This window comes from Nocardia sp. CA-128927, from assembly GCF_050955855.1.
Lineage (GTDB): Bacteria > Actinomycetota > Actinomycetes > Mycobacteriales > Mycobacteriaceae > Nocardia.
Map to the genome: position 1 here is coordinate 6,185,067 of NZ_CP192087.1, position 15,105 is coordinate 6,200,171.

General features: G+C 64.2%; 14 protein-coding genes and 1 pseudogene. 9 read left to right on the top strand and 6 right to left on the bottom strand.

The window, feature by feature from the left end; translation table 11 throughout:
- Positions 1-57: 57 nt before the first annotated feature.
- From ACQPW1_RS28830 to ACQPW1_RS28840, 3 genes are all read right to left on the bottom strand, one after another.
- Positions 58-627 (bottom strand): hemerythrin domain-containing protein, encoded by a 570-nt coding sequence (locus ACQPW1_RS28830; protein ID WP_433654843.1) that lies wholly within the window; start codon positions 625-627, stop codon positions 58-60.
- 107 nt (positions 628-734) lie between these two features.
- The gene (locus tag ACQPW1_RS28835; protein ID WP_433654845.1) at positions 735-1,223 is read right to left on the bottom strand and encodes an OsmC family protein; all 489 of its coding nucleotides are present in this window, start codon (positions 1,221-1,223) and stop codon (positions 735-737) included.
- Positions 1,224-1,283: 60 nt separating this feature from the next.
- The gene (locus ACQPW1_RS28840) at positions 1,284-2,960 is read right to left on the bottom strand and encodes a hypothetical protein (RefSeq protein ID WP_433654846.1); all 1,677 of its coding nucleotides are present in this window, start codon (positions 2,958-2,960) and stop codon (positions 1,284-1,286) included.
- Between the two features lie 204 nt (positions 2,961-3,164).
- On the opposite strand from ACQPW1_RS28840, the gene ACQPW1_RS28845 reads away from it, so the two are divergent.
- The 4 genes and pseudogenes from ACQPW1_RS28845 to ACQPW1_RS28860 all read left to right on the top strand — a co-directional run.
- The gene (locus ACQPW1_RS28845; RefSeq protein ID WP_433654848.1) at positions 3,165-5,405 is read left to right on the top strand and encodes an ATP-binding protein; all 2,241 of its coding nucleotides are present in this window, start codon (positions 3,165-3,167) and stop codon (positions 5,403-5,405) included.
- A gap of 45 nt (positions 5,406-5,450) precedes the next feature.
- Positions 5,451-6,584, top strand: coding sequence for an IS701 family transposase (locus ACQPW1_RS28850; protein ID WP_433654850.1), 1,134 nt, complete (start codon positions 5,451-5,453; stop codon positions 6,582-6,584).
- Positions 6,581-6,745, top strand: a complete 165-nt coding sequence (locus ACQPW1_RS28855) for a hypothetical protein (RefSeq protein ID WP_433654852.1) — start codon at positions 6,581-6,583, stop codon at positions 6,743-6,745. Before ACQPW1_RS28850 ends, ACQPW1_RS28855 begins: the two co-directional genes overlap by 4 nt.
- 30 nt (positions 6,746-6,775) lie before the next feature.
- A pseudogene (locus tag ACQPW1_RS28860) lies at positions 6,776-7,204 on the top strand (tetratricopeptide repeat protein); the annotation flags it as partial.
- Positions 7,205-7,211: 7 nt separating this feature from the next.
- Here ACQPW1_RS28860 and ACQPW1_RS28865 read toward each other — a convergent pair.
- Positions 7,212-8,531 (bottom strand): hypothetical protein, encoded by a 1,320-nt coding sequence (locus ACQPW1_RS28865; protein WP_433654854.1) that lies wholly within the window; start codon positions 8,529-8,531, stop codon positions 7,212-7,214.
- Between the two features lie 255 nt (positions 8,532-8,786).
- Between ACQPW1_RS28865 and ACQPW1_RS28870 the strand changes: the two genes are divergently transcribed.
- Genes ACQPW1_RS28870 through ACQPW1_RS28890 form a run of 5 tightly spaced genes read left to right on the top strand, consistent with a single transcriptional unit; the run spans position 8,787 to position 13,195 of the window.
- Positions 8,787-9,683, top strand: a complete 897-nt coding sequence (locus ACQPW1_RS28870) for an ABC transporter ATP-binding protein (RefSeq protein WP_433654856.1) — start codon at positions 8,787-8,789, stop codon at positions 9,681-9,683.
- A gap of 2 nt (positions 9,684-9,685) precedes the next feature.
- Positions 9,686-10,444, top strand: coding sequence for an ABC transporter permease (locus ACQPW1_RS28875; protein ID WP_433654858.1), 759 nt, complete (start codon positions 9,686-9,688; stop codon positions 10,442-10,444).
- Complete coding sequence (locus tag ACQPW1_RS28880; RefSeq protein ID WP_433654860.1) at positions 10,384-11,271, top strand: ABC transporter permease; 888 nt, start codon at positions 10,384-10,386, stop codon at positions 11,269-11,271. Before ACQPW1_RS28875 ends, ACQPW1_RS28880 begins: the two co-directional genes overlap by 61 nt.
- Before the next feature lie 33 nt (positions 11,272-11,304).
- Entirely contained in the window at positions 11,305-12,528 is a 1,224-nt protein-coding gene (locus ACQPW1_RS28885) for an argininosuccinate synthase domain-containing protein (protein WP_433654862.1), read from the top strand.
- Positions 12,518-13,195 carry a cyclase family protein gene (locus tag ACQPW1_RS28890; RefSeq protein WP_433654864.1) on the top strand — a complete coding sequence of 226 codons (678 nt, stop codon included), beginning with the start codon at positions 12,518-12,520 and terminating at the stop codon, positions 13,193-13,195. Before ACQPW1_RS28885 ends, ACQPW1_RS28890 begins: the two co-directional genes overlap by 11 nt.
- 57 nt (positions 13,196-13,252) lie before the next feature.
- On the opposite strand, the gene ACQPW1_RS28895 is transcribed toward ACQPW1_RS28890, so the two are convergent.
- Together ACQPW1_RS28895 and ACQPW1_RS28900 are read right to left on the bottom strand one after the other, a co-directional pair.
- Positions 13,253-14,038, bottom strand: coding sequence for a class I SAM-dependent methyltransferase (locus ACQPW1_RS28895; RefSeq protein WP_433654866.1), 786 nt, complete (start codon positions 14,036-14,038; stop codon positions 13,253-13,255).
- A complete protein-coding gene (locus ACQPW1_RS28900; RefSeq protein WP_433654868.1) occupies positions 14,031-14,876 on the bottom strand; it encodes a phytanoyl-CoA dioxygenase family protein in 846 nt (281 codons plus the stop codon). The genes ACQPW1_RS28895 and ACQPW1_RS28900 overlap by 8 nt, the downstream gene beginning before the upstream one ends.
- Between the last annotated feature and the right edge of the window lie 229 nt (positions 14,877-15,105).

Below are 15,105 nucleotides of genomic sequence, written 5' to 3' on the forward strand. Positions count from 1 at the left end.
TTTTCGCCCCCGTCGACCAGCTGGATGACAGCAGCCAGCTGGCTGGAATACCAGTGGTCAATTCTGTTTCAGGCCGCCGACATTCAGCGATCCGCGCACGGGCGGTCGCAGCTTCTGCTCGGCCGCTCGGACGTAGGCGGCGGGGTCCTTGTCGACGGGCTCGACGCCGGCGTAGTTCCGCGCCTCGTAGGCGGCGAAGGCGACGGCCAGCTGATGGCGGCGCGTCAGCCGGGCCAGGCGGCGGAAGTCGGTGAGGCCTTCGCGTTCTTCCTCGGCCATGTGATCGCTGTTGGCCAGGTTTGCTGCCGCCACGGCCGCGTACCAGGCATCGGTGCCGACCTGATGCTGCGCCACTTCGGCGATCGCGTCCCTGATCTCGTTGTGGTCGTGGATAGCGTCGAATGTCTCGTCCTCCACCCGGGCCGTGCGCCGGGCCGCGATACCCACCTGCAGCAGCGCCGGGTAGAAGATCTCCTCCTCCGCCAGCGCGTGCAGCTCGAGGAAGGCGGCCAGCCTGCCCCAGATCGCGGACAGCACGCCGGTCTCCGCACGGTCGATCTGCTCCAGAATCGCGAAGAGCCGCCGTTGCTCACGGTGGTCGTCGAGGATCAGGTCGGTAATGTCCACGAATCCTCCCAGGTATCGCTCTTCAGGTCAGCACTGAACGCCGGGCATGGGGCAGTTTGCATGCCCGGCAAGGACTTGACGATAGCGTATCGCTCTTGCTACCCGCGTCAGCTCAGAATCTGCGGCTCGCAGCGGACTTCGAAGTTGATCGAGTTGGCTATGAAACAGAGGTCGTGAGCGCGATCGTGCAGGGCCAGCGCGCGATCGGTGTGCTGCGGATCCGTTATCCGTGCCTGCGGGCGCAGCACTACCTCGGAGAAATGACCGCCACCGTCGGGTGTTTCGACCATGGTGCCCGATGGGTGGTCGGTGTACTCGGTGACCACGATTGCCTCTCGGGCGCACAACACGAGAAACCACAGCATGTGGCACTGAGACAGGGAGGCGACCAGCAACTCTTCCGGATTCCAGTGCTCCGGCACGCCGCGGAACGCCGGGTCCGCGGTGCCGGGGATCACCGGCTTGCCGTCCGCGCTGATGGTGTGTGATCGCTCGAAGTCCCGGTAACCGCTGGTCCCGGTACCCGTGTTGCCGGTCCAGGTCACATCCAGTTCATAGTCGTGCGTCTTGGCCACCCCGATATCCCTCCTCGACATCAACTTCTTCGCCGTCAGCCCCGGGGCCGTCGAGCAGAAGATCCTCCGACCATAGTCGGATTACTCCGGCGCCGCCGATCTCGGCTGTGCCAGAACAGCTTCCACCGGGACGGCGACGTAACCGCCGCCGACCACCACGATTCGAGCGGCCGACTGGCTCCAGTACAGGGCCGCGTAGCTGTCCCGATCGTCGAACGTCTCCGGCGGCAGCGGGATGTACGTGCCGGTGTCCGGGAAGTAGAGGACCCCGACGTCACCCTCGTCGTTGCCACCGAACTTCAGCAGCAGACCGCCGTCCGGTCCCGGACGCACGGCCATCATGTTCGTCCATGCTGTGACATGGCGGATCGGTCGACCACCTCGATGGATCTCGTACAGGTGGCGATCGGACAGATAGAAGAATCCGTCGTCCCCCGCGGGCACCGAGGTGAAGTGGACGCGCGAGCGCTGGGCACCCATCTCGAAGGTGCGGACGCAGCCGGTGCCCGCCGCGTCGAGTTCGTAACCGTTTCCGTCCCAGACCAATACGGTGCTGCCGTCCGCGAGGCGGGCGGCCCCGGTCATCGGACGCTCGGCGTCGCCGAGCACGCTCTGCACCACGGCGGCATCCGGGATGCCCGGAATCTGCTCCCACGCACCGGATTCCGCGAGCCACAGCGGACCGGGCAGCGGGTCCCCGATATTCAGGCCGCCGTGTCTCAACAGGTGCGTCTTCACCTCGTGCAACACCACGGGACGTGTGCCGAGGAAGTAGCACTCGCGCGCGGAGAGGTCGCCCTCGCCCGGCCCCTTGACAGGCAGTACTCGTGGCGCATCCTCCGCGCCATCCACCAGGATCGGCCCGAACACGCGCGGACGCGCCTTAGTGTCGGCGGTGGACTGCGCGAGCCAGCCGCCACTGGGCGATCGTGCCGCCGCTACCCAGAATTCGTTGCGCTGCAACGACAACCGCGGCGGCCAGGTGTCGAGATCCCACAGTTCCACCCGCGGCGTCTTACCTGCACTGTGTGACAGCAGGAATCCGTCGATGATGTCATCGAGCACGCTCGCGATCGGTGAGGGTGGCGCGGTTTCCACTGCGGCGGCCGGAGTTCCGTCGTTGCCCAGGTACTGCGCCCACATCAGCTCCGGATCGCCCGGGAACTCACCTGCCGCGGGCACCGCGAGATCGGTTGCCTCCCAATACCCCAGCTTGCGATCGACCGCCGCCCGCAGCGTCGCGACGATCCCCCGGTACTTCCGCTGCTCGCCCTTCGGCATTGGCACGAGCTGCTCTTCTACCCACGCCAGCACCTCCGCGACATGATCCGCGGGCACATACAGGCCCGTCGAGTAGTTCCCGCTGAACCATCCCGACGAGAACCGCCCACCCAATTGCGGATGTGCCGCAACAACTTCGGTGAACAGCCTGTCCGGCGCGTACTCGGCCTTCGGTACGAACACCGCGTCCGGGAACACCCGCCCCGCTTCGAATGCGAGGCTCAGCGCCAGTCCTCGCTCGTACCGGTACGGCAGCATCGAAGCGCTGAACATGACCGCCGCAACGGACACGGCCGCCGCTGCGGCCCGCCCGTCGTCGCCGAGCAGCAGCTCCCGCACCTGCCGCCAAAGGTCCTCAGCGCCCGGATGCACTCGATCCAACGCGGTCGGCTCGGTCGAACTTCCGAGCAACCGGGGCACGAACTGCTCCCGGATCGCGCCCTCGTCCACCAGATGCAATGTGCAGTCGTATCCCATGATCCTCCACCTCGTCCTGCGCCCCCACATGCAACCACGGGCAGGACAGCCGCGGGAACCCGCGGCCGACCGGAACCGAGGCGACGAGTTTGCCTCCGCAGCGCACGGACCGGGCCTTTATTGTGTGTTGCTGTGCGTGGCGAGAGGAGAGAGACCGGTCGGAATGGCGGTGGTGGCGAGGATTCCTCGCCACGGGCGCTGTTCGTGACCCGGTTGGAAGAGCTCTGGGTAGCCGCGGGTAATCCCACGTTGCAGCGGGTCGCGGTGGCTACCGAGGCACGAATGAAAGCCACTCGCACTCCGACGCAGAGTCCGCGGTCGTTGATGCAGCGCATCAGCGATTGGCGCAGCGGGCGTAATGTGCCGTCTCGTTTCGAATCGTTGGATCCGGTGCTGGTGACGTTGATCGCGCTGGCCCGGCAGACCTCCGGTCCGTTGCCGTCGGTGTTGTCGAACCGGTCGGCCTGGCGGCGGTTGTGGAAAGCGGCGAGCACTCAGCCCGTCCGCCCGACGGTGTTGACCTCGCTGCGCCGCGACGTCCCGACCTTCGTCGGACGCGAGGCCGAGGTGCAGCGGATTCTGGATGGGGCCCGACCTGGTCGGGTGGTCTGCATCCATACCGTCGACGGCATGCCAGGCGTCGGCAAGACCACGCTGGTCACCCGGGCGGCGCATCTGCTGTCGGACCGGTTTCCCGACGGCCGGTTCTTCGTCGAACTCAACGCCCACACCCCGGGACAGGTACCCGCCGATCCCGCCGAAGTACTGGCCACCCTGCTCACCGGCCTCGGCATCGCCCCCAGCCACATCCCGGACTCCCTCAACGCACGCCGGGACCTCTGGCGCGACCGCGTCGCCACCAAACGGGTACTGCTGGTCCTCGATGACGCCCGCGACCAGGACCAGATCGAACCCCTACTACCGGCCGGACCGGACTGCCTCACGTTGATCACCAGCCGCCGCAGACTCATCGCCCTCGACAGCGCCCTCCCCCTGCCACTGGACACCCTCGAGCCCGACAACGCGATCGACCTGTTCTGCCAACTGGCCCAACGCAACCCACAAGGCGATGACATCGCAGCCGTCGCTCAGATCGTCCGATTGTGCGGATACCTGCCACTGGCGATCGTGCTACTGGCCGGTCGCCTCGCCCACCACCCTGCTTGGACCCTGGACGGCCTCGCCCAGGAATTCCGCGCCACCCACGACCGACTCGCTGAACTCGATGCCGGCCAACGCGCGGTGCGTGCCGCCTTCACCGCCTCCTACGACAATCTGCCACCCGACAGACAGCACCTGTTCCGCACACTGGGACTGCACCCGGGCACCGACTTCGACGCCTACGCCGTCGCCGCACTCAACGACATCCCACTCGCCCGAGCACGCGCCGACCTCGACGCGCTCTACACCGACAACCTCATCCAGGAGACCACACCCGGCCGATACCAAATGCACGACCTGGTAAGGGAATACGCGCGCGCCCTCGCCTCGACGGCCGCACCCGGCGACGCCGCCGAAGCCGTGCGTCGGTTGCTCGACTACTACCAGCGCACCGCCGCTGGCGCGGAGCGATGGCTCACCCGCAGACCACGCCCCACCGAGGGCAACAGCACCGGTGCCTTGGTGCGGGTGTTCGACGACGAGATGCCCGCGCTGGTGTGGATGCGGACCGAGCGAGCCAACCTGCTCGCCTGCGTCGAGTACACCGCCGACCGCGATCCCGCGCGGGTGGTCTCGCTGACCGAGGTGCTGGCGGCATTGTTGGAGCGCGACGGCCCGTGGTCCTCGGCCGTGGGACTGCACGAGCGCGCCGCCGAGACCGCACGCTGCCTCGACAATCGCGTCGACTATGCCAATGCCCTAACCAATCTCGGTATCGTGCAGTGCCACATCGGGAAGCAACCTGTCGACCTGTTCCGGCAAGCCCTCGCCCTCTACCGGGAAACCGGCTACCCCGTGGGCGAAGCCGACGCTCTAGCCAACCTCGGCGGCCTACACCGAAACGCCGGTGACTACGAGCAGGCGGTCGACCTGCTCCAGCAGGCCCGCACTCTGTATCGGGAGACCGGCAACCCCATAGGCGAAGCCAACACCATGCTCAGACTCGGCAGCGTACTCCGAGACAGCGGCGACTACGGGCAGGCCGCGGAACTGATCCAACCAGCACTGATTCTCTTCCGCGAGAACGGCTTCCGCCTCGGCACCGCCGGCGCGCTCGGCATGCTCGGCGCCGTGCGCCTCCAGACCGGAGACTACGGACAGGCCACCGACTTCCTGCTGCGTGCGGTGGCGATGTTCCGGGAGGTCGGCAATCGCGACGGCGAAGCTATCGCCCTCGGCAACCTCGGCCTGGTGAGCCGCGACATCGGCGAGCACAGTCGGGCCGCCGACCTGATCCAACAGGCAGTGACCCAGTTCCGGGAAATCGGCCACCGTCTAGGTTAATACTGCAACGACACTCAGTTGAGTAGTTGCTGGTAGTTCTGTTGTGTGGTGTTGGATCGTGTTGTGGCGGAGTTTGATTCGTTGATGAGCAGGATCGGGGCCCGGTTCACGCGGTCTGAGCCGCGTGCTCGGGCGGGTGAATATGTGTCGGGGCTGGTCGCGGGTCTGGAACGCAAGAACGGGTGGACCGTGGCCGAGCATGCCGGGGAGGCAGGCCCACAGGGGATGCAGCGGTTGTTGCGGAAGGCGGACTGGGATGTCGAGGGTGTGCGCGACGACGTGCGTGATTACGTCATCGAACATCTCGGTGATCCGGAGGCGGTGCTGGCAGCCGATGAGACCGGGTTCCTGAAGAAGGGTGTGAAATCGGCTGGGGTGCAACGGCAGTACTCGGGAACGGCCGGACGCACCGAGAACTGCCAGATCGGAGTGTTTCTGGCGTATGCGTCCACGCACGGGCACGCGTTGATCGATCGGGAACTGTATCTGCCCCAGTCGTGGACCGGTGACCGTGACCGCTGCCGGGGCGCGGGCATCCCTGACGAGGTCGAGTTCGCCACCAAACCGCGGCAGGTGATCGCCATGCTGGAGCGGATACTCGCCGCCGGGGTGCCGTTTCGATGGTTCACCGCCGACGAAGCCTACGGCCAGGCTGGTTACCTGCGTGACTGGCTCGAAGAACGTGACGTGTTCTATGTGATGGCCACCCGATGCGATCAGCAGATCACCACCCGCGCCGACCGCAGTGCCCGCGCTGACGCCCTGGTCGCCGAGTTCAAGGCTTCGACGTGGCAGCGGCTCTCGGTCGGTGCCGGCGCGCACGGGCCCCGGGAATTCGACTGGGCGCGCCGCCAGATCGAGGGCACCTGGGCAGGTGGGCGCGGGCACTGGCTGCTGGCGCGGCGCAGCATCAGCAACCCGACCGAGATCGCCTACTACCTCTGCTACGGCCCAGCCTCGGCGCGGCTGGTCGATCTGGCCTTCACGGCCGGGTCTCGCTGGCACATCGAGGAAGCGTTCCAACAAGCCAAGGGCGAGGCCGGACTCGACCACTACCAGGTCCGATCCTGGCGGGCCTGGTACGCCCACATCACCCTGTCGATGCTCGCCCTGGCCTGGCTGGCCGCGTCCAAAGCCATTGCCGCAAAAGGGGACTCGTCGACCACGACGAAGGCATGATCGCGCTGACACTACCGGAGATCCGCCGACTACTCGTCGCACTCGTCCTCACCCGCCACCATGACACCGATCACACCTGGGCCTGGTCGAGATGGCGACGCCGCCGCCAATACCAAGCCCGCCTCTCCCACTACCGACGCCGCGGACACCCCCTCAACTGAGTGTCGTTGCAGTATTAAGCCAACAGCCTCAACAACCTCGCCACGGTATGCCAGGAAACGGGCGACCACAGGCAGGCTGCCAGCCTCTCCCAGCAAGCCTTGATCCTGTTCCAGGAGACCGGCTTCCGTCTCGGCGAAGCCGACGCACTCGCCAATACCGCGAAGGCACTGCTGGCGTCCGGCAAACCGGATGAGGCGCTGACCGTGTTCACCGACGCGGCGACTGTTGCCAGCGACATCGACAGCCGAATCGCGTATGCCCACGCACTGGAAGGCATCGCACGCTGCCGAGCCGCCGTCGGCGACACCGACACCGCGACAACCCACCTGCGCCACGCCATCGACATCTACCGCAGCCTCGACGCATCCGAAACCGATGCCGCGACAACCTATCTCGTAGCACTCGAAGCACAAGCGCGGGAGCCCCCGAGCTCGACTCCCACGCACCGGCTCGGATAGCCGTAGGTCAACGTACGGCTCCACTCCGTTCGCCGTCGTGCACCTTCGCCTGGATGTCGGTGAGGATCGAACGGGCCGCCTCGATGTCCTCGGCCACGACGGTCACGGCAAAGGTCGGCACCGCTCGGGTCAGCCCCCGGACGGCCGTGGGCACCGCTTGGACGCCGCGCGACCACAGCTCGTCGAAGACTGGACGGATGTGTTCGGCATAGGAGTCGGATCGCGCGGGAACGCTGTCGTGGGAATGCGCTATCAGGCCTCTCTGCGACTGCCCGTCCCAATGGTCCAGTAGCGCGATGGGGTGCATGGCACCGCTGCGTCGCGCATTGATCTCCGTGACATACAGCTCCCGATCGCGGTCGACAATGCAGTCAACACACAACCAGCCGCGGTAGCCGAGAGCGTGAGCAGCCTGCCCGACCGCATTCCCGAGTGCCCGCAACCGCTCTCGAAGATCACCGGGCACGCAGTGCTCGCCCACCGAGACCGACTCGTAGCGCTTCACATTGACGGTCATCGCGCTCAGCACAACGGTCCGCACACCGGCATCGGTGACCTCGATATCGGCAGCGGGGCAACCCACATCCTGCGCGTGCTCGAGGTAGCGCTGCACGAACAGCGGGAACGTACGGAGGAAGGGATCGTGCAGCACCTCGCCCCAGAAAGCACCGAGGGACGGTCCGTCGGACTGCACGACGGTCGATCCGTCACCGCTCACGCCGTGCATGCTCTTCACGATCGCGCGGCCGCCATGGGTGAGGACGGTGTGCAACGCACCTTCAAGCTCCTCCGACGTCGTCACGGTGACACCGGGCGGCACTCGAAACCCGGGAACCGTTCCGGCCAGATCCAAACAGCTCAGTTTGTTGTCCAGGTACAGGCTCGACCAGTAGTCCGCTTTCGCGGGCCCATCGAGTTCGACGTCGACACCCCAGGCCTCGACCGAGGCCAGCAGCTGGTAGACAGCGGGGGCGACGCCGAAACACCATATCCGCGTGTGGCGTTCGGCGATAAGCCCACGTAACCGTGCCAACGCCGCCTCGTCGGCCAGCAGATCCGCGACCAGCCGACCCGTGCGGGGCACCGGGCTGACGACCGGCGGTGGCGCCACCCCCAGTGCCCGGTGCACATCGGCGAACCAGTCCCGGTCGAATCCTTCGGGGAGCAGCAGAATCCGAGGTCCCGTGCTCCAGAACACGGCCTGGTCCACCAACATATTGCCGGCCTCGATAAAGCTGCGCTCGGCCTCTCGATTCAATCGAGTCGTGAAATTGCGGAGATTGAATTCCGCGCCGTTCGGCACAATGAGATCAACTGAGTTCGACATGTCACCAACCAGACCTCTCCACGGACGCCGTCCCCGAAGTTTGCCAGATCGGCGGCGGCAGCGGGATGCCCATTCGGGCATACCCTTCCGTCCGAACTCTCCGGTACGACACCTTCCCCGGCGAATGCCGCGCCAACTAACCTGACGACGCTTGGATTACCGGAAAACCGATCCCGCTTGACGGATGAGGAGGCTATCACTTTGGACACGAAGTATGGACCACCGCTCGACGGTATGGCTGTCCATGGCCGTGAATTGACGAAGCGATTTGCCGATCTCACCGCGGTCGCCGGGGTGGATATCGATGTGTATTCGGGCGAATGCTTCGGACTACTCGGCCCGAACGGTGCCGGTAAGTCCTCCACGATGCGAATGCTGAGTTGCATTTCGCAGCCGACGACCGGGACGCTGCGTGTGCTGGGTAGAGATCCCCGCCGCGAGGCATCCAGAATTCGCGGCAGACTCGGCATCGTGCACCAGGCCAACAATCTCGACCTCGATCTCACCGTGGTCGAGAACCTGACCACGTACGCGCGGTATTTCGGATTCTCCAGGTCCGATGCCAAGCAGCGCGCACAGGAGATGTTGCAGTTCGCGCAGCTCGAAGACCGGTCGGGGAGCAAGGCCGAGGAGCTGTCGGGCGGCATGCAGCGGCGACTCGCGATCGCTCGCGCCCTGGTCAACTCGCCCGACCTGGTGTTCCTGGATGAGCCGACGACCGGTCTCGATCCGCAGATGCGGCACGTGGTGTGGCAGCATCTCCTCGAGCTCAAGCGAAAACGAACCACGCAGGTTGTCACCACGCATTACATGGACGAAGCCGAGCAACTATGCGACCGGATCGTCATCATCGATCACGGCCGGATCGTGGCCGAAGGCACACCGCAGATGCTGATCAAAGAGAATGCCAGCCAGGAGGTCGTCGAGCTGTGGTTCGCCGATAATCCGACCGACGAGACGGTCGCCCTGCTCAGCGGGATCGGCGAGCATTTCGATCTGCTGTCCGATCGGCTGATCCTTTATGTCGCACGCGGCGAGGACGCGGTCAACGAAGTACACCGCCGTGGCCTGTCACCATCGCGCGTGCTCATTCGCAGATCCACGCTCGAAGACGTTTTCTTGCGTTTGACCGGACGGACGCTGGTGGAATAACCATGACATACCCGGCAATTGCGGTCCTGGAACGACATCTACGCCTCTACCAACGACTCTGGCGCGCTTCGGCCTTCTCGTTCTTCGTGCTCCCGGTCCTCTTCCTCGTCAGCATGGGATTGGGCGTCGGCGGGTATGTCGGCACGATCGGCGACCACGACTATCTGACCTGGATAGTCCCGGGGCTGCTGGCTTCGACCGCCTTTCAGATCGGTGCGAGCGAATCGACGTACGGCGTGCTGAGTGAATTCGAGTGGGTCGGCGGCATTCACGCCATGCGCGCGACGCCGCTGCGCACCAAGGACATGGTCCTCGGGTGGTTGCTCTACGTGCTGGTCGCGACCGAGATAGCCGTCGCCGCCTTCCTGATCGTCGCGGCGGTGTTCGGCAGGCTCACGCTCGGCTTGGTGCTGTCCGCGCCATTCGTGTGCGGCTTGCTCTCGCTGGCGATCGCGGCACCGACGACGGCGTTCTCGGCGACGATCCGGGACCAGGACTGGTTCCTGTTGCTGACTCGCTTCGTCATCCTGCCTGCCGTGCTGTTCTCGGGCGTGCTGTTCCCCATCAGCCAACTCCCCTCGTTCATCCGGCCGATCTCGTACATCTCACCGCTGACGCACGGCGTAGATCTGCTGCGCGCCTTCACCTTCGGGACCGCTACCCCGACGCAGGTCATCGGGCATGTCGCCTACCTGCTTGCGTGGCTGGCGGCCGGCTGGTTACTGGCCAACCTCACCTTCCGACGACGCCTCACAGATTGATGCAGGCAGCCATGACAATCACCGCTCCTTCGGTTCGTATCTCCGGCACCCGCGTCTACGCCGTGGTCGAACGTGCCATCGTGCTCAGCTTCTTCCATTCGCGGGCGGCATCGCTGTTCGGGATAATCCTGCTGTCCGCGGTCGCCGAGCCAGTGCTCTATCTGCTGGCCTTGGGTCTCGGCGTGGGCAGTCTCGTCGACCGGAAGATCATCGTCGACGGACACGCACTGAGTTACGTCCAGTTCGTATCCCCCGGCATGCTCGCCGTCTCCTGCATGACCGGTGCGATCTCGGCATCGGTCTTCAGTTTCTATGCCCGGCACCGCCATCTCGGGATATTCCGAATGATCTGTTCGACATCGGTCAACTCGTACGAGTTGGTGCTTGCGGACTTGATCTGGAACATATTCCGCGTCACGATGCTCAGCGGCATCTTCGTGATCGTCATGGCGGTGACCGGGCTCGTCGATGTCGGCAACGCGTTCGCGGCTTTTCTGGCAACGATCCTGGTCAACGCTGCTTTCTGCGCCGTCGGCATGGGCGTGAGCACGCTGCTGCGTGGCTGGCAGGATTTCGACATCATTACCGTAGTGCAAACGATGCTGTTCTTGTTCTCCGGTACGTTCTTTCCCATTGATCAATACCCATCGTGGATTCAGGCGATTGTTCAAATTAGCCCCTTGTACCATTCGATCGAACTCATCCGCGCGTTGACGATCGGCAACTATGGACTCGCCCTGATCGGGCACATCAGCTACCTGCTCCTCATGGTCGTCGGCGGGCTCATCTTCTCCGGTTGGCGGCTGGACAAGGACCTCAGCCGATGACGAAAGCTGTGTGGGTTTCCGACGGGAGTAGCGATGCCGCAAATCATTAGTTCCTTGGACGAGTTGGAAAACGCCGGGCTCCGGCACGTGCTGGTCATGTATTCGGGGGGTGTGGACGGCAGCTATCTGTTGCAGTGGTTTGCCCGCAGAAACATCGAAGTGACCGCTCTGCAGGTGCGCATCGGTGATGCCTACGAGGTGGACTCGGACGTGGTGAAGTGGCGCGCCGCGAAGTTCGGCGTAAGCACGCACTCCATCGACGCATCCCATGAGTTCTTCACCCGGTACCTGCCCGCCGCGATCCACGCCGATGCCTACTACCAGGGCCAGTTCCCGGTGAGTTCGACCCTGACCCGGCCCCTCATGGCCAAGGTCGCGGTAGCCACGGCCAGGCAACTCGGGTGCGATGCCGTCGCACATACGGCCACGTATATGCAGAACAGTTCGCTTCGGCTCAGCGCGTCCATCGCCGCCCTGGATCGCGAGATGGTCATCGCGGCACCGTTTCTCGGGTCGGATGTCCCGCGTGACGTCAAGGTAGCGTCGCTGCACGACGCCGGCATTACCTTCGAAACCGGAATCCACAGCGTGGACGCGAGCCCATGGGCGCGCGTCATCGAATGCGGCTCGCTGGAGAACCCGGAGAACATCCTCGACGAGACCGTCTTCACCTGGACCCGCGATATCGACGACTGCCCCGACGGCGGCATCGAGCTCGACCTTGCCTTCACCGGTGGCCAGCCGACCGAAATGGACGGAAAACCGGTCGCACTCGGCGATCTGGTGTCGACGCTGAACGAACTCGGCGGCCAGCACGGCGTCGGGCGGTTCTCCGGGCTGGAGGACACGCCGTTCGGCGTCAAGAATCACGAGATCCGGGAGGCGCCCGCGGCCGCCGTGATCACCGCCGCGCATCGCGCGCTGGCCAATGCGGTGTACGGCATGCGGGAGCACGCTATCCGGACAACGCTGGCTCAGGAATGGACGAATCTAGTCGTACACGGAGGCTGGTACGGCCATCTGGCACAAAGCTTGTCGCACTGCCTGGCGGAGTTGGACGAACCGCTGACGGGAGTGGTGCGACTACGACTGCGGCGCGGCACGGTGCAGGTCCTCCGACTCCAGTCGCAACACGGACTGTATTACTCCCGTTTCGGCGAGAACTTCCATCGGTGGATGCGGGGGTATTCGTACAGCCCCTGGCTCACCCAGGCAACCATGACCGACGCCGTACGAGGTGAGCACAATGAGCAGTGAGACCAGGGTCATCGACCTCAGTCACGTCGTCGAGGACGGCATGGTGACCTATCCCGGGCTGCCCGGGCCCGAGATCGTGGACCATATGTCCCGCAACGACTCTCGCGACCGATACGCGCCCGGCACCGAGTTCCAGATCGGGCGCATCTCGATGGTGGCCAATACCGGAACATACCTGGACGCACCCTTTCATCGCTTCAGCGGCGGCGCCGATCTCAGCGGCCTCGCACTGTCCCGACTGGTGAATCTGCCTGGCATCGTGATCCGGGCCGAACATCGCGGCGTCGGTGTCGCGGAGCTCTCCCCCTTCCGGGACCAGATCAGCGGCGGTGCGGTTCTCGTGCACACCGGCTGGGACCGGCACTGGGGCACCGCGAAGTACGCCGACCCGAGCCATCCGTTTCTCACGGCCGAAGCTACCGAATGGATTGCCGCACTCCGCCCGGCCGTCGTCGGAATCGACTCGGTGAACATCGATGACATGGCCGACCTGAGCAGACCGGCGCACACCGGGCTGCTGGCCGCCGGAATCCCGATCATCGAGCATATGACCGGACTGGACCTGTTGCCGGACAAGCACTTCCGGTTTCATGGCGCGCCGATCGCGGTCGCCGGGATGGGTACCTTTCCCATCCGGGCGTACGCGCTGGTACCGGAACCTCAGTAGGCGGATCAGATCTGCGGCAGCGGGAGTCGTTTCACCGCTGCCGCAGATCAACCGATGTCAGTGCGACGCCGACCGACCGCGCCTGCGCACCACTCGTACGATCCGGTGGCCCATGATGCGATGGGTCGCAACCGTATATGCGTCATCTCGAGCAAGCACACCGATCAGCTGCTCTTGTAGCTTTGCCGCATCTCCCCACGTGCCGTAGAACTTGTCTTCGGTGAGGCAGATCGGCTGAAGACCCCAGGAGTGAACGGCCTCCCAGACAGCAGCGGCCGTCCCCGGCGTATGTTCAGCTCTGTAGTCATCGAAGGCGACCACACCGCCGGTCATCAGCAGGCTGCGAGCCGCGTGCATATCGGCGTGCACATTGTCGTACTCGTGTGAAGCATCGACATGAACGAATCTGCACGAACCCGGCGCTACATACTTCACGATCTCGCTCGTGGGCGCTTGAACGATAACGGGCAGTTTCTGGTGGAAACATAGGTAGTTGCGCTCGAAGGTGCTCCGAAACGGCTCGGAGTAGAACGCCCGCGCACTGGACGACATCGCATTCCGCGAAACATCCGAACCGAACAGGTCACAGACGAACAATTCTTCCGATTCTCGCAACGAGTGCCCGAGGTAAATCGCACTCTTGCCCAGGTATGTACCCAATTCTACGATGTTTCCCCTGGGCAGATCGTCGGCGAGTTCCGTGAGTATCCAGCCGAACAGGTCATGATCGGTTCGACTGAACCAGCCGGGCACATCGTCCAGAGTGGTCGGATGATCAGTCGGCGTCGCCAGCAAACCGCGGCTGATCTCTTCGACGAGATCGGGATCGACCACTTCACTCATGGGTCACCTCTTCACCGTTACGCGGTACCAGGGCGACCGGCGAGCGCTCGGCAAGAAAATCCGGACGTGGCGTATCGACATCCCCGGGCGCATTATCGACCAGGTTATAAACGAGAATCAGCACCTTCCGATCGAAGGGCGAGATGTTCGGCAGCGAGGCATGCAGAATGTTCGAATGGAAGAACAGCGCGGATCCGGCACCGCCCTTCGCGCTGAACAGCCCGTCTTTCTCGGCAAGAGTCCGAATGGTATCGCGATCCACCTTGAACTTCTCGTCGGCGGTCAACGTGTCCACCCAGCTCGGCGCATCTTCGTAGCTCGCAGGCATGCCTGCTCGATCCGCCCCCGGCAGCAACCCCATACGCTGCGAACCCGGAATGAACATCAGCGGACCATTGAATTCGGTTGCCTCATCGAGGAATATCGCCACATTGATCAGACTCGGCCGAGGGATCCCGTCCGCTCGCAGCCAGTTGATGTAGTCCTGATGCCATTCCCATTGATCACCGGAGAATGCGGCCTTGATATTGATCTTCGATTGGTGAACATAGATATCGCCACCGAGGATCTGCCGGACGGCACCGATCAGCTTCGGGTGTACGACCAGATCCCGCACCGCCGGAAAAGTACGGTGCACGCCGTACACGGATCGCACCGTCTCGCCGTCACGTTCCAGGACCACCTCCGGCCCCCTGGTGTCGAGGACCTCCGGGATCACCGCCAACAGGTTCTGGATCTCACCCTCGGTGAGAATATCTTTCTCTCGCAAGAGAAGTCCGTTGCGTTCATATTCCGAGACATCTGCTGCGGACAGTGGTTGCGCAAAGTCGTCAGGCACGGCTACCGCACTCCTAATATCGACGCGAATTGTCGGCTCAACAATTAACCTCGGCCGCCTTCGCACGGCCGATTACCGTACCCGAGTGTGTCAGAATAATTATCGTGCCGGGAACTGCCCATTCGGGCATACCCGGTGGACCTATACCTTTTTCCGAACTTACGTTCGCCCGCGAATTTGGCAACCTGAGATAGCGTGGACTGGACAACATGTTGACGGGTGGAGAAGG